The following is a 25,529-nucleotide window of genomic DNA, read 5'->3' on the forward strand; positions in this document are numbered from 1 at the left end:
GTATTACTATTTATTAAAAGTATTACTATCTAAAAATCGATAATGGCTCGATCAAAAACCAGCCCAACATGCTACACATATTAAGGCTGATTAGTCACGCCAAATTATATATTTAACGGCGGAACGGGTTTACCGATCTGCTGATAAAACGCTTCAACAAACTGTTCCAGTTTGCCTTCTTCAATGGCTTTGCGAATTCCAGCCATCAAACGCTGATAATACCTTAAATTATGAATTGTATTCAGCCTTGCACCAAGAATTTCGTTACAACGATCAAGGTGATGAAGGTATGCGCGGCTATAATTCCGACAAGTATAGCAGTCACAATGCTCATCTAACGGAGAAGTATCTTCCTTATGTTTTGCATTGCGGATTTTTATAACCCCTTCCGTTACAAACAGATGGCCATTGCGGGCATTACGCGTTGGCATCACACAGTCAAACATGTCGATACCACGGCGAACACCTTCAACTAAATCTTCCGGCTTGCCGACACCCATCAAATAACGTGGTTTATCCTGCGGGATCTGCGGGCAAACATGCTCCAGAATACGGTGCATGTCTTCTTTCGGTTCGCCAACAGCAAGGCCACCCACAGCGTAGCCGTCAAAGCCAATTTCCACCAGACCTTTTACAGAAACGTCACGCAAGTCTTCATAAACGCTGCCCTGAATAATGCCAAACAAGGCATTCTTATTATTCAGTTCATTAAAACGCTGACGGCTGCGGGCAGCCCAGCGCAATGACATTTCCATGGAACGCTTTGCATAATCCCAGTCAGCCGGGTATGGCGTACATTCATCAAAAATCATGACGATGTCGGAACCCAAGTCATATTGGATTTCCATGGATTTTTCAGGGCTGAGGAACACAGGCGTTCCATTGATTGGATTGCGGAAATGTACTCCTTCTTCCTTGATTTTACGCATCGCGCCGAGGCTGAAGACCTGAAAACCGCCAGAATCGGTCAGAATAGGCCCCTGCCACTGCATAAAATCGTGCAAGTCACCATGTAATTTCATGATTTCCTGCCCCGGACGCAACCAAAGATGGAAAGTATTCCCCAACAGGATTTGCGCACCAGTATCTTTCACTTCTTCCGGTGTCATTCCTTTTACCGTACCGTAAGTGCCCACTGGCATGAATGCCGGGGTTTCTACAACACCACGGTCAAAAACCAGGCGGCCACGACGGGCATTGCCATCCGTCTTTTGTAACTCAAATTTCACTTAACCTCCATACATCAGAAAGACAGTCTGATGTTATGTTTAGACACCGTTCATATCAGTGGAGCTGAAATGAAGAACATTTTGATTTCAAAATCTTTTATTGCAATATTTTTATTTCGATACCATCTCTTTTGACGCGGCTTCATTGCGATTAATGAACATCGCATCACCGTAGCTGAAAAAGCGATATTTTTCGGCAACCGCTTCTTTATAAGCATTCATGGTATTTTTATAACCCGCAAACGCCGAAACCAGCATGATAAGGGTGGATTCCGGCAGGTGGAAATTGGTAATCAATGCATCCACAACCTGATATTCAAACCCAGGATAGATAAAAATTTGGGTATCATCAAAGAATGGGGCGATAACGCCATCCTGACAGGCTCTGGCAGCACTTTCCAATGAACGGACTGAAGTCGTTCCAACTGCAACAACTTTATTGCCACGTGCTTTACATGCCAGAACCGCGTCCACGACATCTTGTGGCACTTCTGCATATTCAGCATGCATTACATGATCTTCGATAGTTTCCACCCTTACAGGTTGAAACGTACCTGCGCCAACATGCAGAGTGACAAAAGACATTTCAACGCCTTTTTCTCTCAAGGCAGCTAAAAGAGGCTCATCAAAATGTAAACCCGCTGTCGGTGCTGCAACCGCTCCCGGACGTTCGTTATAAACCGTCTGATACAATTCGCGATCGGCATCTTCATCAGGGCGGGCAATATAAGGAGGCAACGGCATATGGCCAATTTGCTCCAAAATGGTCAAGACATCACGTTCATCATCAAAACGAATTTCAAATAAAGTGTCGTGGCGAGCCAGCATTGTTGCCTTAATGCTTTGTTCCTCGCCAATAACATCTTCACCAAGAATAAGCTCTGCGCCTTCTTTCGGTGCCTTGGACGCACGAACGTGAGCGAGCACTCGCTTATTATCCAGCATCCTTTCAACTAAAACTTCCAATTTTCCCCCGGTTGCCTTGCGGCCAAACAGACGCGCAGGAATAACACGGGTATTATTGAAAACCAATAGGTCACCAGCCTCCAGCTTATCCAACACATCAGTAAAAATACCATGTGTCAGTTTCCCGGTTTCACCATCAAGGGAAAGCAAGCGGCAACCGCTTCGTTGCGGCTGGGGATAGTGAGCAATTAGCTCTTCTGGCAGTTCAAAAGTAAAATCAGCGACACGCATTTTTTATCTGTATCATTCAAAAAAACAGGCGGACTAGTCTAGTGCTGCAAACACAATGGTGCAACAAAGAAGCACCTGGTTTAACTATTTACGGTATACTTCCATTATGAATTTTCTTGCACACCTTCATTTAGCCGCATTATCGGGAAGTTCTTTATTGGGCAATTTGATGGCGGATTTCGTCAGGGGATCGCCAGACGGATTATTCAGTCCCGATATTGTAGCAGGTATCCGTATGCACCGCAGGGTAGACAGATTGACAGATGAACACCCACTGGTGTCAGAAGCCCGCTGTTTATTTCGCAGCGAGTATCGACGCGTAGCCCCAATTACTTTGGATATCATTTGGGATCATTTTCTTTCTCTGCATTGGGATAAATTCGAAAAGAATTATTCTCTGCCTGCATTTGTCAATTTGGCCCACAGTCATATTGAGCCACATCTTGCTTCTACGCCTGAAAAATTCCAAGAACTCAACAAATATATCTGGTCGCAAAACCTGTTTATCCGTTATGCCGATATGAGTTGCATTGCTAACGTCCTGCAAAGCATGGCACGCAGGCGCCCCAAATTATCGGCCTTGGCAGGTTCATATCAAGATATAGAAAACAATTACTCTGATTTTGAAGCACTATTTTGCCAATTTTATCCGCAGATGATGGAATTGGCTTCAAGCAAGCGCTTACTTGAACAGGAAATTTCTCCAGAGCCTTGCACTTTTTCCAAATAGCTTTATCTTATGTAGGCTAAAAGAAATTAAAAGCAGCGTATTGATAGGTAAAATCTATCATAGCAATTGGTAATTTATCCTTTATTGCTATACCTTAATTCCTTATGCTGTAACCCGTTTCTATATAACACCTTTTAAAATCACAGGAGTCAATTATGGTTTTAGTAACCCGCCAAGCCCCTGACTTTACAGCTGCTGCAGTTCTCGGTAACGGTGAAATCGTCGAAAACTTTAACCTGAAAAAACATCTGAATGGCCGCGCGGCGGTTATTTTCTTCTGGCCGATGGACTTCACTTTTGTCTGCCCTTCTGAGCTAATCGCTTTTGATCACCGCTATGAAGAATTCCAACAACGCGGTGTTGAAGTTATTGGTGTTTCTTTCGACTCTGAGTTCGTTCACAACGCATGGCGTAAAACACCAATCAGCGAAGGCGGCATCGGCGAAGTTAAATATCCAATGGTTGCTGACATCAAGCGTGACATCATGAAAGCATACGGCATTGAGCACCCAGAAGCTGGCGTTGCTCTGCGTGGTTCTTTCCTGATCGACAAAAACAGTGTTGTCCGTCACCAAGTTGTCAACGATCTGCCACTGGGCCGTAACATTGATGAAATGGTACGTATGGTTGACGCTCTGCAATTCCATGAAGAGCATGGCGAAGTTTGTCCTGCACAATGGTCAAAAGGTCAGGAAGGTATGGGCGCTTCACCTGAAGGCGTAGCAAAATACCTGACTAAAAACGCTGATAAACTGTAATTACTATTACAATCAAGCAATATTTATTATCAATCATCACAAAACCAGCCGCTCAATCGGCTGGTTTTTTTATTTTATAAAAACTATTTCAAGAAACTATTTTCTCTGAAATCCCCGCCAGATCACCTTTACACGCATAAAATCGTCTTTTCAAACTCCTGAGCTTTAGATAAGGTAAGTTACATACTTTTAACAAAAACATTACAACCATTTGGGTTTCTGTACAAAAAACTCACACAGGAGAGCTAACATGCGAAAAAAATGGAAAATTCCACTAATCGTTGTATCCCTACTCGTTTTCTCGCCACTTTACGCTGCGACTGAACCGGCTGTAGAAGCCAAACAAGGTATGGTTGTCAGCTCCCAAAAACTCGCATCACAAGCCGGTATTGATATGCTCAAAATGGGTGGCAATGCCATTGATGCTGCAATTGCAGTTGGCTATGCCCAAGCGGTCGTTAACCCCTGCTGTGGCAACATCGGCGGCGGCGGTTTTATGACCATTCATCTCGCCGACGGTAAAGATACCTTCATCAATTTCCGTGAAACAGCCCCCGCTTCAGCCAGCGCTGATATGTATCTGGATAAAGACGGCAATGTTATCAAGGGAGCCAGTCTGTATGGCTACAAAGCAGTTGGCGTGCCGGGTACTGTCATGGGATTTGAAATGGCCTTGAAAAAATATGGGACATTAACCCGTGAACAAGTCATGGCTCCCGCTATCAAACTGGCTCGAGAAGGTTACATCCTGACGCGCGGTGATACTGATATTCTGGACACCACGGTCAAGCGTTTCGCACAAGATCCTGAAGCTGCCCGCATTTTTCTACGTAAAGATGGTACGCCTTTGCAACCGGGAGACAGACTCGTTCAGAGCGATTTAGCCAACACACTGGAAATGATTGCCAAACAAGGGCCTGATGCCTTTTATCATGGAAAGATCCCCCAACTCGTTGAAGAAGCATCGAAAAAATCCGGGGGAATAATTACCGCAGCCGATTTTGCCAATTTCCATATTACTGAAACAACACCAGTCACTTGTAGTTATCGCGGTTACAAATTTATTTCTTCCCCGCCTCCCAGCTCCGGTGGTGTCACACTATGCGAAATATTGAATGTAGTTGAAGGCTATGATCTCAAATCCATGGGATTCAATTCTGCCGCTTATGTTCATACCCTGACAGAAGCGATGCGCCACGCGTACATGGACAGAAATACCTATCTAGGCGATCCAGAGTTCATCAATAACCCGCTTGATAGACTGTTGAGCAAAAGCTATGCGGAATCCATCAGAAAAGAGATCCAGCCGAATAAAGCTACGCAATCAGCCGATATTCAGCCCGGTATTGGCCCCCATGAGAAGCCAGAAACAACACATTATTCTGTGGTAGATAAAGAAGGCAATGCAGTATCAACTACCTATACAATCAATGGGCGTTTTGGTGCTGTTGTAATAGCGCCGGGAACTGGCTTTTTCTTAAACGATGAGATGGATGATTTCACGACTAAAGTCGGGGAGAAAAACATGTATGGGTTGGTACAGGGTGCAACCAATTCAATTGCCCCCGGTAAGCGCCCACTATCATCAATGAGCCCTACACTCGTGACCAAGGATAACAAAATATTTTTGGTTTTAGGCTCTCCCGGAGGCTCTCGCATTATTTCCATTACATTACAAAGCGCCCTGAATATCATCGATTTCAATATGCCACCACAAGAAGCCGTCAACAGCCCGCGCATCCACCATCAATGGTTACCTGATGAGGTTTATTATGAACAACGCGGTTTGTCTAAAGACACTCTGAATCTACTGGAAAAAATGGGTTATAAAATGGTAGAGCAGTCGCCGTGGGGAGCTACTGAATTAATCATGATTGGATTACCGGGAGCTTCTGGAGTCGCTCCTGAGTCTTCCGGCAATGATTCAGCCGTTTCAGGCATTGTCCGTGAAGGTTATATCTACGGCTCCAATGATGTACGGAGACCCGCTGGTGCAGCTATTGGTTACTAAACATTGGCTACGAAACCCAATGCAGCCTAATCACATTTCAGATACACGCATTTAGTTTAATAAACATTTAGTACCAATAAATAAGGGTGAGCTGTTTGCACATGCTCACCCTTACTATTATCCGTATCACCCATATCCGCTCGCATTGAGCGAGGTGCTACGGCAGATTTTACTAAATTAACACATGAAGAGGCCTATAACTGTTTCAAACCTACTTCTCTTCATGCTGCATTTCATACTTTGGGAGCTTCTTTGCTCCTCCTATAACCCAGTCGTAAAAACCACATACGGCAACCGTTAACAGGGTAGGCAACAGCCATGCCAAGCCTTGATCAGCCAAAGGCAGGTGTTTTGCCCATTCTGGCAGTAAGTGAATCAAATACTCAGATGATTTCACTGCATCTAAAATCCCAAACAACAAACTCACCGTCATTGCCGGAGCAAAAATGCGCGTACTGTTCTTCCACCAGTTGATAGTAAAGCTCAGCAATACCAGCACGATACATGGCGGATAAATGGCTGTCAGCACTGGAGCAGAGAACTTAATCAAGTAGTTCAAGCCCAAATTCGACACCAGCATGGAGAAAGAACCCAGGATCAGTACCAGAGAACGGTAAGACAGAGGCAAATAACAGCTGAAGAACTCAGCGCAAGCACAAGTCAAACCCACCGCAGTAACCATACAAGCAATGAAAATCAAAACCGCGAGGAAGAAAGTGCCGTAATTGCCAAACACATTTTGGACATAAGCATGCAGGATTTGTGCACCATTTTCGGCAGTAGGTACGAGTGAACCACTGTTTTCTCCTAATTTAAACAGAGAAAGATATACCAGTGCCAAGCCCAAACCAGCAATGATACCTGCCCACATCGCATAACGGGTTAACAAAGAAGAAGCATTAACGCCTCTGGAACGGGCAGCATTGATAATAACAATACCAAAAACCATCGCTGCCAGCGTGTCCATAGTTAAATAACCATTAACAAAACCATTTGAGAATGGCGTGTTTTGATAGGTTGAGACCGCTGAAATAGGGCTGCCCGCAGGCCATAATATAGCCGCAACACCCAGAACTGCCAACGCCAGAATTTTGATTGGTGCCAAGATATGCCCGACATTGTCCAACAGTTTGCCTGGATACAGCGAAATCAAAATAACGAGTGCAAAATAAGCAATACTATAAATGAGTAAAGGAAGATCACCGTCGCCGGTAATAGGAGCAATTCCCACTTCAAAAGACACGGTCGCGGTTCTCGGCGTTGCAAACAGAGGGCCAACCGCCAGATAACAAACCGTTGCCAAAATCAAACCTGCGGTTTTGCCAATAGGTGAACTAAGTTCTTCAATGCCACCACCGACTTTTGCCAAAGCAACGACGGTAATAACTGGCAGGCCGACTGCGGTTAACAAAAAACCTAAAGCTGCGGTCCAAACATGCTCACCAGCCTGCAAACCAACCATAGGCGGGAAAATGATATTTCCCGCACCAACGAACAAGGCAAAGGTCATAAAACCTAATGCCCAAATATCCTTAGATGATAAACGGTATGCCATAATAATTATTAATGTATTTATTGCCAAAAGAATTGCATATGCAATAGTAACTATCGCAAATACTTGAATTTTCACTGGCGAGACTGCGCTTTGATTTAACAGTCAGTGAGTACGTAACATTCACTGATAATCGCAAGATACAGAATGATAATGGTAATTACAGCTAGAATCGCCAACAACTGAGCTCAAGTAAAACTTTTATAGCGCTAAAAGGCAAGTGTCAAACAAAAAACCAGAATAATATTCTAAAGTAAATTTTAAAATCAGTGATTATGGTTATCTATCACTGAATACACACTATATGATTTGTACTTTTTGTGTCCATATTGATTAATAATTAATTTTTTGCCCGTTTCGTTACCATTTAATCCCGTTAAATTATTTCTTATTTAATAAAATTATTTTTGCCAGAAACTATTTTTCAGAAACTATAAGCCGTGATGCCAATATAAAACTAAACACAGCCCCTTTTCCCAAGGTGCTTGAAATATCGAGGTGGCTATTATAGTGATGCAGCGCATGTTTCACTATCGCAAGCCCCAGCCCGCTTCCTCCGGTTTGCCTCGAGCGAGCACGATCAATACGATAAAAACGCTCAGTCAGACGCGGAATATGCTCCGCACTGATCCCGATTCCATTATCTTTCACTTCAAACAATGCCCCTTGAGGGACTCTTTGCCAATTAACCTCGATCCGCGTCCCCAAGGGGGTGTGTTTAATGGAGTTATAGACCAAGTTAGACATGGCGCTGCGAAGTTGTTCTTCATTGCCAAAAACTTGCAGCTTTTCATCAACATTGAACACAATATCATATTGATTATTGCCCAAAGCCAAGGCTTCCTGCTGCAATAATTTTAATATAGCAGGAACATTGACTATCTCATTCAGGTCAACTTGTGGCCCTGCTTCAATTTTTGAAAGGTGCAATAGCTGTGTCACCAAGCTATCCATCCTCCGAGTCTGCTCCTGCATTGTACCGATGGCTTTCTGATTCCGTTTACTGTCCAGCTCCTGATCTTGCATCATTTCCAGATAACCTTGCAGTACCGTCAGAGGTGTTCTTAATTCATGGCTGACATTAGCGAAGAAATCCCGCCTGGCGTTTTCCAATAATCTTTTTTGGGTAATATCACGTACAACCATCAATAATTGTTTTTCTGAATAGGGCATAACGCGAAATTCCACCATATTGCCGCTATTCAATTCGATGGATAAAGGACGGGAAAAATCTCTCGCCATGATATAGCGACTGAAATCAGGGTAACGAAGTAAGTTGAAAATATGCTGACCGTTATCCTCCGGCCAACGAAACCCAAGTAGATGCTGAGCCAACTGATTGCACCAAAAAATATTGCCTTCAGTAGTCATTATGACAATCGCATCTGGCAGAGACTCTGCGCCGCTGCGAAAACGTTTGATCAATAATGCCAGTTCTCGACGCCGTTTCCGATTGCGTTGCTGCATTTGGTGAATGCCATAAAAAATGGGTTCCCATCCACCGTACCCCGCCGGAGGTAGCATACTGCGATCCAGCCATAGCCAATCAGATAATTTCAGCAAGTTATAGCCATTCCACACCACAGCCGAAAATAACGAAATGACCAGCAACCATGCCAGATGTCCAATAAACAGCGACAAAACCACTGCGGGCAGGCAAAAAAGCACAAGGCCCAATACCAATTTCTTCCAAGATAAACGCTCAAGCACGCCATGTTCTCCGGCATAAGAAGGCTATAATTCACTGACTATAGACTCGATTCATTGACTATAGACTCGATTCATTGACTGTAGATCCTTTACCACAGATCTCTGATTACAAATCTTTGATTGCAGCTCGAATAATCCTTGCTCTGGTTACCCGAAATGACAACTATTCCCCATCAATGACAACAGAATCCGGGCCATCAATAGCGGGTGGAAAAGCGATATCCTGTACCACGAACCGTTTGCACCATTTTATCGTGCTGTCCGGTTTCCAGTGCCTTACGCAAGCGACGAATATGCACATCAACAGTGCGATCTTCTACATAAACATTTGTTCCCCATACATAATTGAGTAACTGTTCACGGCTATAAACACGCTCTGGATGCGTCATAAAAAAGTGAAGAAGCTTGAATTCAGTTGGCCCCATTTCTAAATCTTGCCCTTGGCTGGAAACGCGGTGAGATGTTGGATCTAATATTAACCCATCCATATCAATAACATCTTCCGATTCCATAGGCGAGATTCTGCGCATAACAGCCTTTACCCGGGCAATCAATTCCTTGGGCGAAAAAGGCTTAGTAATATAATCATCCGCTCCGACATCAAGGCCACGGACTCTGTCTTCTTCTTCAGCGCGGGCGGTTACCATAATGACAGGGATCACCTTGGTATTGTTGTCCCGTTTCATTTGCTTGATAAGCTGTATTCCTGATCCGCCGGGAAGCATCCAGTCCAATAGCACCAAATCAGGGTATGGATCTGACAGGTGTTTTATCGCCATATCGTAATCTTCGGCTTCAATGGTCTGATACCCATTTTGCTCCAGCACAAAACAAACCATTTCACGGATCGGTACTTCATCTTCAACTACCAAAATACGTTTAACCATGGTTAATCCTGTCAATATCATAAAAGTCAGCAACATTAACTCCATATTATTATGAGTCAATTTTATGACAATTTTATGAAAACAATAATTTCTCTGTTACCAAGCTGCGAACCTATTCGCAAGGAATATGTTACATCTGTGTCATATTTCATTTTTAATGCGAATCAGCACGAATATTTAATATCCGGAAATAAATTAGGCAAGACATCCTCCCTCCCCCCATTATAATTAGCGCTTGTTATGGCTAAGAAACTTGTTGTAGCTAAGAGAAAACCGGCACGGGCGGAAAAACATGAAAATTATTCATACATCGGACTGGCATCTTGGCCAATATTTCTTTACCAAGAATCGGGCCGCAGAGCATAAACACTTTTTACACTGGCTTATTGAACAAATCGTACAACATGATGTTGATGCCCTGATTATTGCCGGAGATATTTTTGATACAGGCTCTCCTCCCAGTTATGCGCGAGAGCTTTATAACAAATTTATTGTGGCGCTACAGGCAACTGGCTGCCAGCTTGTCATTCTTGGGGGAAACCATGATTCAGTAGCCACTCTCAATGAATCCAAAGCCTTGCTCTCTTATCTGAATACAACCGTGATTGCCAATGTTGATACCGAAGAAACTGAACAGCAAATAAAAATCCTGAACACCAAAGACGGTCAAGCCGGCGCTATCCTCTGTGGGATCCCCTATCTTCGCCCGCGGGATATCATGGTTAGCCAGGCTGGGCAATCCGGTACACAAAAGCAGCAAGCATTGCAGGATGCCATTACTGAACACTACCACCAGCTTTACCAACAAGCCTACGCATTGCGGGAGAAACTTGGCCAACCTTTGCCTATCATTGCCACCGGCCATCTCACTACCGTGGGAGCTTCTACCACAGACTCAGTACGTGACATTTACATTGGTACATTGGAAGCCTTCCCCGCACAGGCGTTCCCGCCCGCTGATTACATCGCGCTCGGGCACATTCACCGCCCGCAAATTGTCGGTAAATCAGAACAAATACGCTACAGCGGCTCTCCTATTCCTCTGAGTTTCGATGAAGTGGGTCAGGAAAAAAGCGTCTGTTTGGTCGATTTTAATGTGGGCAAACTCGAGAGCATTACACTTTTGCCGATCCCGCTTTATCAACCCATGCAACTTATCCGTGGCAACCTGAAGCAAATAGAGGAGCAATTGCAGGCTTTCAAAATGTATCAAGGCGAACTTCCCGTCTGGCTGGATATTGAAGTGGCAACTCAAGATTATCTGCACGACATTCAAAAACGCATCCAGACACTGTGTGAAGGTTTACCGGTTGAGATTATCCTGCTGCGGCGCAGTAAACATACCCGCCAGTTGTCACTGTCTGAGCAAAGTAAAGAAACCCTGACCGAACTGAGTGTTACCGAGGTCTTTGAGCGACGTTTGGCACAGGCTGAAATCGATGACATTTCTCAGAAGCAACGCCTGACCACCCTGTTTAAGCAAACGCTGGATGATATCTCTCAGCAATAATACGAAGAACATATGCCATGAAAATTCTTAGCTTACGGCTGAAAAATATCAACTCCCTGCAGGGCGAATGGAAAATCGACTTTACTGCGGAGCCTTTTGCCAGCAACGGGTTATTTGCCATTCTCGGCCCTACCGGAGCAGGGAAAACCTCCTTGTTGGATGCCATTTGCCTGGCCCTGTACCATGAAACACCCCGGCTCGGTACTCTCTCTGCTTCTCAAAACGAATTAATGACCCGGCATACCGCAGAATGCCTTGCAGAAGTAGAATTCGAAGTTAAGGGCACTGGCTATCGGGCATTTTGGGGCCAGCGCCGTGCCCGCAATCAGGCAGACGGCAAACTTCAGCCCCCAAAAGGAGAATTGGCACTCAAAAAAGATGGAAAAATTCTGGCTGACAAGCTCCCGGAAAAGAAAGAAAAAATCGCCGAAATAACAGGCCTGGACTTTAGCCGTTTCACCAAATCCATTTTGTTGTCGCAGGGGAATTTTGCTGCATTTTTAAATGCTCAAGACAAAGATCGGGCAGATCTATTGGAAGAACTGACAGGCACTGAAATTTACGGCATTTTGTCTCAGGAAATTTATCAGCGCCATAAAGATGCTCAATCTGAACTGAATATCCAGCAAGCCAAAGCGGCTTCCATTGAATTGCTGACACCAGAGCAACAGCAATCGTACCAAGAACAGCAGCAGCAGTTGATTACAGAAGAAACCCAACTCAGCCAGCAAATCAAGGCATTACAACTTGCTGAGCAATGGCTGTTCAGGCGGGATGAGCTCCAGCAATCACTGACTAAAAATACACTGCTTTTACAACAATCAGAACACGCCATTCAGGAAGCGCAACCTCAATTACAGCAGCTTGCTGCCAGTGAGCCAGCGGAAAAAATCCGCCCATTATGGGATGCACAAAACCGTATCCGGCATGAAAAACAGCGGCTCACAGAGCAACGGGCAAAAATAGAAAATGAACGTCAGCAGCAATTGAGTTTGCTGCAACCCGCCGAGCAGCAACTCACTCTGCTGGAAAAACATCGGGAAGAACACCAACACCATCAGCAGCAACAGGAAAAGCTCATTTCTGAGCAAGTTATGCCGCTCGATCATAAGATTGATATTCAATCAAAAGATTTGCTGACACTTGAGAAAGAAATTTCGGGGAAAAGGCGCGAGCTATCTGACATCGTATCCCAGCACCAAGCTACGAAAAATCAAACAGATACGATGAATCAAGAACAAAAATCACTGGAAGCCTATTATGAGGCAAACCCCCATTACCGCGATTTAGAGAGTCAGCTACCTGCATGGAAGCAGCTGTTTGCCCGCCAAAATGAACGGCAAACAAAAATAAACCAACTCACACAAAATACTCAACACATTACCGCAGAAATTACACATTCAGCAGAACAGTTAAATAAATTACATACTGAATTGGCAAAACAGCAAGATCAAAGCCAGACATTACATAACGCTCTGAACACCGCTGAAAAACTGTTCACTGACTTGCAGCAAAAACACCCATTGGAACAGTTACAGAAATATTTAGAAAGTTATCAGCAACAACTGGCATCACAAAATCAACTTGAAGTATTACTGCCCCAGATCCAACAACTTCAAACGACGATCTCAGCCTCTCAAGCTCAACTGACACAATCTCAGGCTGTAGTGCAATCTTTGCCTGCTCAGATAACCACCTTCAATCAGCAACTCGCAGAAAAACAGCAACATTATGACGACCTCAACAATCGAATTCGTCTGGAGCAGCGGATCGTCAGTCTGGAACAAGAGCGGGCACAATTGAAAGAAGGTGAATCCTGTCCGCTGTGCGGTTCAACTCACCACCCTTTAATCAATGAATACCAGACCATTGCCCTGCCAGAGTCCGAAAAACGATTAAAAAATCTGCGTCAACAAATTGAACAATTGCAAGAAAAACGCACTGAACTGCAACAGAAACAACAGGTTCAGCAGCAACATTGCGAACAATTACAACAAAATATTGAGCAATACAGCGCTCAATTAGCCGAATTAACCAAGCAATGGGAGCACCATTGCCAGTCTTTGCAACTCATAGATCTGCCGATGGATACAAGACAGGTCAACGATTTTATCGCTCATAGACAATCTGCTTATCAACAATACCTGCATCAAAAAGAAGCGCTATTACAGGCAGAAAAAGCCTGCCAAGCAGCGGAAAAAACGCTGACACTGGCCCGCGGGCAATATCAGGAATGTGAGCAGAAGATCGTGTTGGAAAAGGTCAGGCTGGAGGCGGCAGAAAAACAGTTGGCAGAAAAAACAGCTGAAATTCAGCAGATAGAAGCGGATTTTTCAGCGACCACACAGCAAATAAGCCATGAATTGCAGCTAACTCCTTTCACATTGCCTTCTCCACAAGAGACAGAAAACTGGCTGCAACAACGTGAACAGGAAGTGAAAAATTACCATGACTCACGCGAAAGATGGCAATTTCTACAAAAAGAGCTGGCAGGATTGCAAAGCAAACTCGATGAGTTGGAAAAACAAAAAAATAAGCTAACCACTCATTGCCACAACCTAAATGAAGAGCAGCAAAAACAAACGCAGATATTGGAACAGACACGCCAAGAACGTCAGCGTTTATTTGGTTATCAATCTATTTCAGAGATTCGTCAAAATTTACAACAAAAAACCAATGAACTGGAAAATGCTTACAAGCACAGCCTTTCCCATCTGCAACAACTGCAAAATAAAATGAATCAATTAACCGGTGCAGCCAGTGAAATTGAAAAGAGTCATACTGCCGCAAAAGCGGAATATACACTTGCCGCCGAGCACTTCCGAAAGGGATTGTTACAACAAGATTTTCCGGATCAACAAGTTTTTGAACACGCGTTATTAGCGCCAGAACAACGGGAAACATTACAGCAGTTACAAGAAAAACTTGAACACCAACAATTGCAAGCCAAAACAAGGCAACATGAATCAGAAATTGCATTGCAGAAGCATGCGGAACTCAAACCATCATTGCTTGAGCAACATGACGCACCGCAATTATCAGCCATATTGGCTGATGCTACGGTTCAATTAAAACGTAACAACCAGCACCAAGGCGAAATCAGGACACAACTGAATAACGATGCAACCCGTCGCCAACAGCAACAGACATTACTGGCACAAATTGCACTTTCACAACAGAACTATGATGACTGGAGTTACCTCAATAATCTCATTGGCTCCGCTGATGGGGCTAAATTCCGTCGTTTTGCCCAAGGGCTAACACTGGATCACCTTGTACATCTGGCAAATATACGTCTGGAAAAATTGCATGACCGTTACTGTTTGCAGCGCAAAGATAATGGCAGTCTGGAATTGCAGGTGGTTGATACTTGGCAGGCCGAAGCCATTCGGGATACCAAAACCCTTTCAGGCGGAGAGAGTTTTCTGGTCAGCCTTGCCCTTGCCCTTGCTTTATCTGATCTGGTGAGTAACAAAACACAGATAGAATCCCTGTTTCTTGATGAAGGTTTTGGCACACTTGACCCTGAAACCCTTGATATCGCCTTGGATGCTTTGGATCACCTCAATGCCTCCGGGAAAACTATCGGCATTATTAGCCATGTTGAAGCATTGAAAGAACGCATTCCAGTTCAAATCAAGGTGGAAAAAAAGAATGGATTGGGTTTCAGCCAATTAGCGCCAGAATTTCGGGTTTAGCCCACCAACGCAAATAGCACCACAATGAACTAACATACAATTGAATAGTGTATATGTGATATCTCAAGCAGAAGGAAGCTGCTTGAATAGCTCAAAGCTAATGAAATGATTGGAAATAAATGGTTGGAAACTTAAGCGAATTAAAGAAGGCATTGCAATAATCCGCTTAATGGAGCCTGCATCAGCAGGCTCACAGTGAAATAGGTCATTCGATAATTGCATCAATAAATATATTAATGCTTAATTACATAAAGATCTTTCGTTGAGGTCTGTCCCAAAGCGTCAGAAAAATATCCCCCAATATAAGGTTTTACCAATATCGCATTGACATAATAATACACAGGAATTACCGGCATATCTTTTGTAAGAATATCAACAGCCTGTTGAAAATCCTCTTGCTTATTGGTTTCTCCTGCTTTTTTTACCAAACTGTCAAAATCTTTGTTTGAATAAAATGACGTATTATTTGTCTGATCCGTTGTGAAAATAACTAAAAAAGACATTGGATTGTTATAATCACCAATCCATCCGAATCGGACAACATCAAATTTCCCTTGATGCTCATTACTTAACATAACTTTCCATTCTTCAGTTTGTGTTTTGGCAATAACCCCAAGATTTTTTTTCCACATTGATGTTGCTGCAATAGCAATTTTTTTATGCAGATCTGACGAGTTATAAACTAAATTAAATGTGAGTGGATGTGTTTTATTAAAACCAGCTTCATTCAATAATTGCTTAGCTTTTTCATTACGTTGTTCTTGCGTCCAAGATTCATAATCAGGTTTTTTAAATGTAAAGCCACCAATTCCGGGAGGAAGAGCTGTATAAGCAGGTATTTGACCTTGGGCCACAACTTTATCGGCAATAATGTCTCTATTTAAAGCCAAAGCCAATGCCTGCCTGACTCTGGCATCGTTAAAGGGTGGTTTTTTATTATTAAATGCATAGTAATATGTACTAAGAATAGGCGCAATATGAACCTGTGAACCAATTTGTTTTTTTAATGATGCGAAACTTTCCAACGGAATAGTAAACGTCATATCTATTTCGCCGGCCAAATAGCGATTTAAATCTGAAGTATCTGAGGAAAGTGGCAGATAAGTGACTTTGTTAATTACCGTATTTTTATTATCCCAATAATAAGGATTTCTGACACCTACGATTTTTTCATTGACTCTCCATTCAGATAGTTTAAATGCACCACTGGAAACAAAAAACTCAGGCTGAGTCCATTTATCACCGTATTTTTCGACGACTTTTTCGCTAATCGGAGACGTGATAGTAAAAGCCAGCATCTGTAAAAAATACCCTACCGGTTTTTCTAACGTGACTTCCAAAGTCTCATTATCCAATGCCTTAACGCCAAGTTCTTCCGGTTTTTTCTTCCCTGCCAAAATCTCGTTTGCATTCACCACAGAGGCATTTACAAAGTAGCTGCCATAGGGAGATAATGTTTTAGGATCGGTTAAACGCCGCCAGCTAAACACAACATCATGGGCGGTAATGGGTGTGCCATCAGACCACTTAATTCCCTTTCTTAAATGGAAAATCCATGTTTTATTATCTTTCGTTTCCCAGCTTTGAGCCAATCTGGGTATAATGTTTCCTTTATGATCAATGCTAACTAATGTGTCAAAAAAATCATTGATAATATTGATTGCAATATTGCCTTCAACTTTATCAACATCCAATGATGCCGGCTCTGCACCATTATTACGCACAATTTCTTGTTTTTCCGCTAATTGTGTTCCGGGTGGAACCACAGCGGCATAAGATACAGTAATACTCCCCAACATTATACTTATAGAGTAAGTTAGTGTTTTCAGGGTGGTAATTTTATTCAACATGTTAAATCTCCCATAATTATACATAGCACTTCTATCGGGATTCAGTCTTTTAACAAAAATTAATTTATACAGAAAACGCCTTTATTAATTAAAAAATCACATTATTAAACAAAATCTAATGAGTAATAACCTGCTTTAAAATATATTAAATGGGTTTCAAGATGCAGGGCGAAAGTTAATAACCATAAAAAAAAGCAAAGGTAATTTTTTACAACTATCTATAGTTACAAATTGCTGCTTAAATGGTGCCATCGTCATTAATCTATTAATAATAAAAAGTTCACAAGAAAAATGTAGAGATTCATCCTTTATGCCACAATATACTGCAAGCCAATATAATATTAGCATAAGGCTGGTACATTTTTAGCTTAAATCTCCTTTACAATCTGGCTTCTATAAGTAACATATTATTCCAACTAAGTATTTTTTCAAGCAATAAAAACCACACACTTATTTTATAAGGGAATAATGGATATTACCCAATTATGTCCATATTCCTCAATATACTTTACCACGCAATAAAATCAGTAAACTTTATTTATCAAATAAAAGTACTCAAAACTGACACCTTAAACTACAGTCAGTAACCATGTTAATATAAACATAGGGTTATTTGCATAACATCAAGTTTATTACGCCAGGAGATTACCTTACAAATGATAATTAAACATCATCTATCTTACTTAATCATTTACAGAATAAACCAGTACTAAAAAAATATATAATTTTATTTTGAAAACAACTAAAATCAAGCTATAGTTTTAATATAAATTAATTTTATAATAAGCAACTATTCTAATATATTATAAAAGAATATATTAATTAAAATTAGGCAATAAAAAATCAATATCCACATCAATATGTGGAATTGATATTGATGGAAGGTTTACGTGTGAGTGGCTATAAACGTTAGAATTCATCAGTGGGATACTGGGGTTAATGCCTTAGCGCTTTTATTTAGGTTTATTAATAAAATTCTGCATTTCATTATATTACTGCTTCTTAATTAATGACTTAAAAAACACACAGGAACCATCATATGAATAACACATCCCCCAAAGGCGATAGCCTAAAATCTGTAAATCATCTCACTAATTTCATGGAGGGAGGATTAAATACAGGTATGCTTTATGATATAAAAGAAAAAAATTCAAAATCAGATAAAAATAATTATTCGGCTACAGCATATGTGACTATCCATGGTTTATATACAGGCCTTAATCTACATCTTGATATTGGGAAAAATTTTCATGGCATGGGTTTGGGGTTAAAATCAGTCAGTCACATTAAATTTACTGGTACTTTATCAACCAATGATCTGGATAAGCTGACTACGAAAGGCACGCTTTATAATATAACCGATACCGAAAAAGGAATTATTATCGTATTTTACGATACCGTTGTGTGGAAACCTTTGGGGAGCTTTTTTGGCACCGGTGGCCCAATGATAGGTGTAACTTCCGGCCATGGCTCCTGGTCTTAACCAATGATAAAAATATCCATATATATTGAAAATCACTTTATATATTAAAGGCTTTTTCAAGCTGCAACTTTCTCAGTTGCAGCTTGAAACTGATTAAACATTACCCTTTTCAATGTTTGATAATATACAAATCCTTTGTTGAGATAAAACCTCTTGGGTTTACATAAAATCCGCCAATATAAGGCTTAACCATTTTGGTATTTACAAAATAATAAACTGGAATAATAGGTGTATCTTTTGTTATGAGATCAAGTGCTTGCTGATAATCTTCTTGTTGATTCGTCTCGCCGGATTTTTTCACCCAATTATCAAAGTCTTTATTTGAGTATAATCCGCTATTATTAGAATGGTTTGATATAAAAACCCCCAGAAACGCCATCGGGCTATTATAATCACCAATCCACCCACTTCTTACCACATCGAATTTCCCCTGCTGCATATTATCCAGAACAACTTTCCATTCCTGATTTTGTAATGAAACATCGACACCAAGGTTCTTTTTCCACATAGAACTGGCCGCAATAGCGATCTTTTTATGCATTTCCTGAGTATTATAAAGAAGGTTAAATTTTAGCGGATTACCTTGCCCAAAACCCGCCTCACTCAATAATGCCTTGGCTTTATCAATGCGCTGCGCCTGTGTCCATGAAGCATAATCGGGTTGCTGTAAATTAAAACCCCCTGTATTTGGAGGAATGATGTTATATGCCGGTTTTTGCCCCTGCCCTAATACTTTGCCCGTGAGGATATCCCTATCCAAAGCCAAACTTAATGCCTGCCTTACTCTAATGTCATCAAAAGGAGGTTTTTTGTTATTGAATTCATAATAGTAAATGCTGGCTTTTGGTGAAACATGAACTTGATCGCCCAATGTTTTCTTGAGATGAGAAAATGAATCCAGAGGAATATTTTTGGTTATATCGATTTCACCCGCCAGATAACGGTTAAGTTCAGCTTTTTCTGAAACGAGGGTGAGATAAGTCACTTTATTAATCACGGTGTTTTTATCATCCCAATAGTGGGGATTTCTGACACCGACCACTTTTTCATTCACTTTCCAGTCAGATAATTTAAACGGCCCACTACTGACAAATACTTGTGGCTGAGTCCATTTATCACCATATTTTGTAACTGCTTTTTCACTGATCGGCACCATAACCGGATGTGCCACTATCTGTAAAAAATCGGCAACAGGTTTATCTAAGGTCACTTCTAGCGTGAAGTCATCCAATGCTTTTACGCCAAGTTCTTCCGCTTTTTTCTTTCCTGCCAGCACTTGGTTGGCATTCATTACAGAAGCGTTACCAAGATAACTGCCATAAGGTGAAATCACATCAGGACTCACCAAACGCCGCCAGCTAAATACCACATCATGCGCTGTAATGGGTGTGCCATCAGACCACTGATTCCCTTTTCTCAAATGGAAAACCCATGTTTGGTTATCTTTCGTTTCCCAGCGTTCTGCCAATCGGGGTGTGATACTGCCTTGATTATCGGTATAAACCAATCCGTCAAAAAAATCATGGATAATAGTGAATTCAACGTCGCTTTCAACTTTATGGACATCCAATGATGCCGGCTCTGCGCCATTGGCACGGACAATTTCCTGTTTATCTGCCAATTGAGTTCCTGCCGGAATGACGGCAGCATGGGATAACGCCATGCTGCCCAATATCATGGCAATTGAACAAGTTAATACCTGAATGGGTTTCTTTACCATAACGTTTATTTTCTTTTGTTCTATTTTGTTTTGTTTCATTTTTTCTCTCTACAATTTCAATCCATCATAATAAGAGCCTGCGGATACAGACTCTTTATCCGTTGCATCATTAATGTTGAATAATATATAGATCTTTTGTCGATATATATCCCATTGGATTTATATAAAAGCCGCCAACATAGGGTTTAACCAGTTTCACGTAGACATAATAATAGACAGGAATAACCGGCACATAGTGATTAAAAACATCACTCGCCTGTTGATAATATTTAAAATCATTCGTTTCTTTAGCTTTAAAAATAAGGTCGTCAAAATTCTTATTGTTATACTTCGGTATATTCAGCGTATTTTTAGTGGAAAATATATCTAAAAATGATATCGGGCTATTAAAGTCAGCTATCCATGTATATCTGACGATTTCAAAATTACCCTGATGCATCGTATCCAGCATCACTTTCCATTCCTGATTTTGCAAAACGACATTAACACCCAAATTTTTCTTCCACATTGCACTGGCAGCAATCGCGATTTTTTTATGTGATTCCAGCGTGTTATACAACAGGGTAATGGTAAGTGGATTGCTTTGATTAAACCCAGCCTCATTCAACAATCCTTTCGCTTTTGCGATGCGTTGTTCCTGTGTCCAGGAGGCATAGTCAGGTCGTTTGAAATCAAAACCGCCAATATCCGGTGGCAAAATATCATAGGCTGAAATCTGTCCATGCCCCAAAACTCTCTGTGAAATCACATCCCTGTCCAATGCCAGATTCAGCGCTTGTCTGACACGAACATCATTAAACGGCGGTTTTTCCATATTGAAAGCATAATAGTAAACAGCCAGCCCCGGAGAGATGTGAACTTGGTCGCCTAATTTCTGCTTGATAGATTGAAATGATTCCAGCGGGCCAGATCTGGCAATATCCTCTTCTCCGGACAAATAACGGTTTAAATCAGCCTTATCTGAGGTAATGGGAAGGTAAGTGACTTTATTAATGACGGTATTTTTGTCATCCCAATAATGGGGATTTCTGACGCCAACTAATTTTTCATTTACCACCCATTCGGATAAAGTAAATGGGCCACTACTGACAAAAGCTCCCAGCCGAGTCCATTTATCACCCTGTTTTTTCACCGCCTTTTCGCTAATGGGCACCAGAGTCGGATGCGTTAATGCCTGTAGGAAATAAGCTATCGGCTTTTCCAATTGTACTTCCAGCGTAAAATCATCCAGCGCTTTTACACCTAATTCTTCCGGTTTTTTCTTGCCCAGAAGAACATCATTTGCATTCACGACATGGATACTTTCGAGATAACTGCCATAAGGCGATATCGTGTCAGGCTCAACCAAACGCCGCCAGCTAAAGACCACATCATGCGCTGTGATTGGGGAGCCATCTGACCATTTCAGCCCTTTTTTCAGATGAAAAACCCATGTTTTGTTATCTTCCGTTTCCCAGCTTTCAGCAAGTCTGGGAATAATATTTCCTTTTTTATCGAAGTAGACCAACCCCTCAAAAAAGTCATGAATAATGTTAAATTCAACTTCACTTTCTGATTTATGTGGGTCAAGTGAGGCAGGTTCTGAGAAGTTATTGCGGACGATTTCCTGTTTATCTGCCAGCTTTGTTCCTTCCGGAACGACGGCCGCGTGGGATAAAGCTAAACTTCCCAAGGTAATAGCAACAGAATAGGACAAGGCTTTGAGGGTTTTATTGATTATGAGTTTTATTAAATGTGTTTGCATTTTATTTTCCTATTGTTGTTTTTATGATACGTGACTATTTCCTTATTTATCCTGATGAGTTAATAAAGCCTGTTAGTACAGGCTTTATTAGGTAAATCAATTAATGCTCGATGATATAAAGGTCTTTTGTTAAATATTCGCCCCTTACATTAATATCAAAACCGCCGACATAAGGCTTGACCATATTATGGTTAACGTAATAATAAACAGGCATAGAGGGAACTTCTGTTGTTAATATATCGGATGCTTTTTGATAATAATCCTTAGAACCAACCTCACTGGCTTTTGCCAAAATTTCATCAAACTTTTTGTTTTCATATTGAGATGTATTTTTGACTTGTCCAGTTGAGTACATAACTAGAAATGTCATAGGGCTATTATAATCAGCTCCCCATGCCCGCCGGATAACATCAAATTTCCCCTGATGCATATTATCTAACATCACTTTCCATTCTTGATTCTGCAAAGTTGCATTAACCCCAAGATTTTTTTTCCACATTGAACTTACAGCAATAGCCAATTTCTTATGCCCTTCTTGAGTATTATAAAGAAGGTCAAATTTTAGAGGATTATCTTTATTGAACCCTGCTTCATTTAATAACTCTTTTGCTTTAGCAATACGCTGTTCTTGAGTCCAAGAAGCATAATCAGGTTGTTTGAAATCAAAACCACCAATATTTGGCGTCAACATCGAATAAGCCGGTAATTGCCCCTGTCCCACTACTTTATCAACAATAATATCTCTATCGATGGCTAAAGCCAGTGCTTTCCTAACTCTGGCATCATCAAACGGGGGCTTTTTAGTATTAAATTCATAAAAATATACCGTTGATTTGGGCGAGATTTTCACTTCATCAGGCAATGATTTTTTCAATGACGGGAAGTCGTCGGTTGGAATAGTAAAAGTTATATCAATTTCTCCCGCCAGATAGCGGTTTAAATCGGCTTTTTCTGAAGACAGGGGAAGATAAGTAACTTTATTAATGACCGTATTTTTATCATCCCAATATTGAGGATTTCTGACACCGACCAACTTCTCATTGACGATCCATTCAGAAAGTTTATAAGGCCCGCTCCCTACAAAGTTCCCCACTCGTGTCCATCTATCACCATATTTTTTGACCGCTTTTTCACTGATAGGAAAGGTAACCTGATGACCCAACATTTTCAGGAAATCCCCAACAGGCCTATCTAATTTAATTTCCAGTGTAAAATCATCCAGCGCTTTTACCCCAAGTTCTTCCGGTTTTTTCTTACCTGTCAGAACATCTCCCGCATTCACGACTGCTGCATTTTCAAGATAGCTACCATAAGGGGAAACTGTATCTGGTTCAATTAACCGCCGCCAACTGAATACCACATCATGGGCCGTAATGGGGGAGCCATCTGACCATTTAATATCTTTTTTTAAATGAAATATCCATGTTTTATTATCACTGGTTTCCCAACGCTCTGCTAATCTTGGCTCAATTTCCCCCTTCTTATTAACACTGACTAAACCTTCAAAAAAATCGCTGATAATATGAAATTCGACGTCACTCGACACTTTATGAACATCCAATGAAGCAGGTTCAGAACCATTATTACGCACCAGTTCCTGCTTCGCGGCAAGTTTTGTGCCGGGAGGAACAACGGCCGCATGGGATACTGCGATATTTCCTATTATCAATGCAATGGCGCAAGAGAGTCGTTTTATTTTTTTGCTCGTGGTTATTGTTCTCATTACTTTCTGCATTTTAATGCTCTCCATCATTATTTTTAGTATTAAAGGTATATTTGCATTCAGTGTTTAATGACATACAGCTCTTTTGTGAAAACATATCCTCTTGGATCGACATAAAACCCACCAATGTAAGGCTTAACCATTTTGGCATTCACATATGAATAAATAGGAATAATTGGTGCATCGTGGGTCACGATATCCAATGCTTGCTGGTAACTGGATTTATTATTGGTTTTTCCGGCATCCGCTACCAACTCATCAAATTTTTTATTTGAATAAAGAGATGAATTTTGTGTATGGCCTGTTGTGAAAATATTGAAAAATGTCATCGGGCTATTATAGTCTGCAATCCAGCCATATCTGGCAATTTCATAATTCCCTTGATATTTATTATCCAACAAGACTTTCCACTCTTGATTTTGCAACGTAGCATCAACGTCCAAATTCTTTTTCCACATGGAACTGATTGCAATCGCCAGTTTTTTATGAGATTCCATCGTGTTATACAACAGATTAAATTTAAGCGGATTATTTTTATTAAACCCAGCGTCGTTTAATAATTCTTTGGCTTTTGCAATACGTTGCTCTTGTGTCCAAGAAGCATGTTCCGGCTGTTGAAAAGAAAAGCCGCCAATAATAGGTGGAAGCAGGGTATAAGCCGCTTTTTGGCCTTGCCCTAACACTTTATCGGCAATCACTTCCCGGTCAATGGCTAAATTCAGTGCCTGCCTCACCCTGACGTCATTGAATGGCGGTTTTTTTGTGTTAATTTCATAATAGTAAGTGGAGAGTTTAGGAGAGATATTGACTTGATCTGGGTATTTTTTCTTTAATGCTGCAAAGGAATCCAAGGGAATGGTCAGGGTAATATCAATTTCACCTGCCAGATAACGATTTAAATCTGATTTATCAGATACTAGCGCCAGATAAGTAACTTTATTAATAACGGTATTTTTATCATCCCAATATTGCGGGTTTCTAACCCCGACCACTCTCTCATTAATCACCCATTCAGATAATTTAAATGCCCCACTGCTAACAAAGTTTTCCGGCCTTATCCATTTATCGCCATATTTTTTTACAGCATTTTCGCTTACCGGCACTGTGCTGGGATGAGTCAGCATCAGCAAAAAGTCCCCGACAGGCTTATCTAATTTTACTTCCAGTGTAAAATCATCCAACGCCTTCACTCCAAGCTCTTCCGGTTTTTTCTTACCTTGCAATACATCATCGGCATTGACCACTGACGCATTCACAAAGTAATTACCATAAGCTGCGCCGGTTGCTGGGTCGATTAAACGCCGCCAGCTAAAGACCACATCATGGGCAGTAATCGGCGAACCATCAGACCATTTCGCGCCTTTTCTCAGGTGAAAGACCCAGTTTTGGTTGTCACTCGTTTCCCAGCTGGTTGCCAGCCTTGGTCTGATTTCACTTTTTTGATCGAGATAAACCAAACCATCAAAGAAGTCACTGATAATATTAAGTTCAGTATCACTTTCAACTTTATGCACATCCAAAGAAGCCGGTTCTGAGCCATTATTTCTTACAATTTCCTGTTTTTCAGCTAGTTGTGTTCCTTCTGGCACAACCGCTGCGTAGGATAATGAAACATTTCCCCACATTAATGCAATGACACAAGATAATAGTGTTATTTTTTTATCATTTATTATTTTATTATTTATTGCTTTCCGCATATTTCATTACCCCACAATTGTATTTATTTC

General features: G+C 41.3%; 16 protein-coding genes. 6 read left to right on the forward strand and 10 right to left on the reverse strand.

Going from position 1 to position 25,529, the window contains the following annotated elements:
• Nucleotides 1-104 precede the first annotated feature (104 nt).
• Both tgt and queA read right to left on the reverse strand, forming a co-directional pair.
• Nucleotides 105-1,229 (reverse strand): tRNA guanosine(34) transglycosylase Tgt, encoded by a 1,125-nt coding sequence (gene tgt / locus FE392_RS08810; protein ID WP_319929858.1) that lies wholly within the window; start codon nucleotides 1,227-1,229, stop codon nucleotides 105-107.
• 111 nt (nucleotides 1,230-1,340) lie between these two features.
• Entirely contained in the window at nucleotides 1,341-2,426 is a 1,086-nt protein-coding gene (gene queA / locus FE392_RS08815) for a tRNA preQ1(34) S-adenosylmethionine ribosyltransferase-isomerase QueA (protein ID WP_319929859.1), read from the reverse strand.
• 106 nt (nucleotides 2,427-2,532) lie between these two features.
• Between queA and FE392_RS08820 the strand changes: the two genes are divergently transcribed.
• The 3 genes from FE392_RS08820 to ggt all read left to right on the forward strand — a co-directional run bounded on the left by FE392_RS08820 (nucleotide 2,533) and on the right by ggt (nucleotide 5,925).
• Entirely contained in the window at nucleotides 2,533-3,156 is a 624-nt protein-coding gene (locus FE392_RS08820) for an acyl carrier protein phosphodiesterase (RefSeq protein WP_319929860.1), read from the forward strand.
• A gap of 155 nt (nucleotides 3,157-3,311) precedes the next feature.
• Nucleotides 3,312-3,914 carry a peroxiredoxin C gene (locus FE392_RS08825; RefSeq protein ID WP_319929861.1) on the forward strand — a complete coding sequence of 201 codons (603 nt, stop codon included), beginning with the start codon at nucleotides 3,312-3,314 and terminating at the stop codon, nucleotides 3,912-3,914.
• A 250-nt stretch (nucleotides 3,915-4,164) separates the two neighbouring features.
• Complete coding sequence (ggt, locus tag FE392_RS08830; RefSeq protein WP_319929862.1) at nucleotides 4,165-5,925, forward strand: gamma-glutamyltransferase; 1,761 nt, start codon at nucleotides 4,165-4,167, stop codon at nucleotides 5,923-5,925.
• A gap of 211 nt (nucleotides 5,926-6,136) precedes the next feature.
• Here ggt and brnQ read toward each other — a convergent pair whose 3' ends face one another.
• The 3 genes from brnQ to phoB all read right to left on the reverse strand — a co-directional run bounded on the left by brnQ (nucleotide 6,137) and on the right by phoB (nucleotide 10,074).
• Entirely contained in the window at nucleotides 6,137-7,480 is a 1,344-nt protein-coding gene (gene brnQ / locus FE392_RS08835; protein WP_319929863.1) for a branched-chain amino acid transport system II carrier protein, read from the reverse strand.
• Between the two features lie 414 nt (nucleotides 7,481-7,894).
• Nucleotides 7,895-9,187: a phosphate regulon sensor histidine kinase PhoR gene (gene phoR / locus FE392_RS08840; protein WP_319929864.1), complete on the reverse strand. Its 1,293-nt coding sequence runs from the start codon at nucleotides 9,185-9,187 to the stop codon at nucleotides 7,895-7,897.
• A 197-nt stretch (nucleotides 9,188-9,384) separates the two neighbouring features.
• Nucleotides 9,385-10,074 carry a phosphate regulon transcriptional regulator PhoB gene (phoB, locus tag FE392_RS08845; RefSeq protein WP_319929865.1) on the reverse strand — a complete coding sequence of 230 codons (690 nt, stop codon included), beginning with the start codon at nucleotides 10,072-10,074 and terminating at the stop codon, nucleotides 9,385-9,387.
• A 292-nt stretch (nucleotides 10,075-10,366) separates the two neighbouring features.
• Between phoB and sbcD the strand changes: the two genes are divergently transcribed.
• Complete coding sequence (gene sbcD, locus FE392_RS08850; RefSeq protein WP_319929866.1) at nucleotides 10,367-11,584, forward strand: exonuclease subunit SbcD; 1,218 nt, start codon at nucleotides 10,367-10,369, stop codon at nucleotides 11,582-11,584.
• Between the two features lie 17 nt (nucleotides 11,585-11,601).
• Nucleotides 11,602-15,282, forward strand: coding sequence for an AAA family ATPase (locus FE392_RS08855; protein ID WP_319929867.1), 3,681 nt, complete (start codon nucleotides 11,602-11,604; stop codon nucleotides 15,280-15,282).
• Nucleotides 15,283-15,515: 233 nt separating this feature from the next.
• Here FE392_RS08855 and FE392_RS08860 read toward each other — a convergent pair whose 3' ends face one another.
• Complete coding sequence (locus FE392_RS08860; protein ID WP_319929868.1) at nucleotides 15,516-17,132, reverse strand: ABC transporter substrate-binding protein; 1,617 nt, start codon at nucleotides 17,130-17,132, stop codon at nucleotides 15,516-15,518.
• A gap of 1,039 nt (nucleotides 17,133-18,171) precedes the next feature.
• Between FE392_RS08860 and FE392_RS08865 the strand changes: the two genes are divergently transcribed.
• Nucleotides 18,172-18,615: a VapA/VapB family virulence-associated protein gene (locus tag FE392_RS08865; protein WP_319929869.1), complete on the forward strand. Its 444-nt coding sequence runs from the start codon at nucleotides 18,172-18,174 to the stop codon at nucleotides 18,613-18,615.
• 109 nt (nucleotides 18,616-18,724) lie between these two features.
• Here the strand turns inward: FE392_RS08865 and FE392_RS08870 are convergent, their stop codons facing one another.
• The 4 genes from FE392_RS08870 to FE392_RS08885 all read right to left on the reverse strand — a co-directional run bounded on the left by FE392_RS08870 (nucleotide 18,725) and on the right by FE392_RS08885 (nucleotide 25,499).
• Nucleotides 18,725-20,374 carry an ABC transporter substrate-binding protein gene (locus tag FE392_RS08870; RefSeq protein WP_319929870.1) on the reverse strand — a complete coding sequence of 550 codons (1,650 nt, stop codon included), beginning with the start codon at nucleotides 20,372-20,374 and terminating at the stop codon, nucleotides 18,725-18,727.
• A 70-nt stretch (nucleotides 20,375-20,444) separates the two neighbouring features.
• Nucleotides 20,445-22,079, reverse strand: a complete 1,635-nt coding sequence (locus FE392_RS08875) for an ABC transporter substrate-binding protein (protein ID WP_319929871.1) — start codon at nucleotides 22,077-22,079, stop codon at nucleotides 20,445-20,447.
• Between the two features lie 100 nt (nucleotides 22,080-22,179).
• Nucleotides 22,180-23,814 (reverse strand): ABC transporter substrate-binding protein, encoded by a 1,635-nt coding sequence (locus FE392_RS08880; RefSeq protein WP_439153474.1) that lies wholly within the window; start codon nucleotides 23,812-23,814, stop codon nucleotides 22,180-22,182.
• Nucleotides 23,815-23,861: 47 nt separating this feature from the next.
• A complete protein-coding gene (locus FE392_RS08885) occupies nucleotides 23,862-25,499 on the reverse strand; it encodes an ABC transporter substrate-binding protein (RefSeq protein ID WP_319929872.1) in 1,638 nt (545 codons plus the stop codon).
• Nucleotides 25,500-25,529 lie beyond the last annotated feature (30 nt).

The sequence above is a fragment of the Xenorhabdus santafensis genome, from assembly GCF_033949405.1.
Taxonomy (GTDB): domain Bacteria; phylum Pseudomonadota; class Gammaproteobacteria; order Enterobacterales; family Enterobacteriaceae; genus Xenorhabdus; species Xenorhabdus santafensis.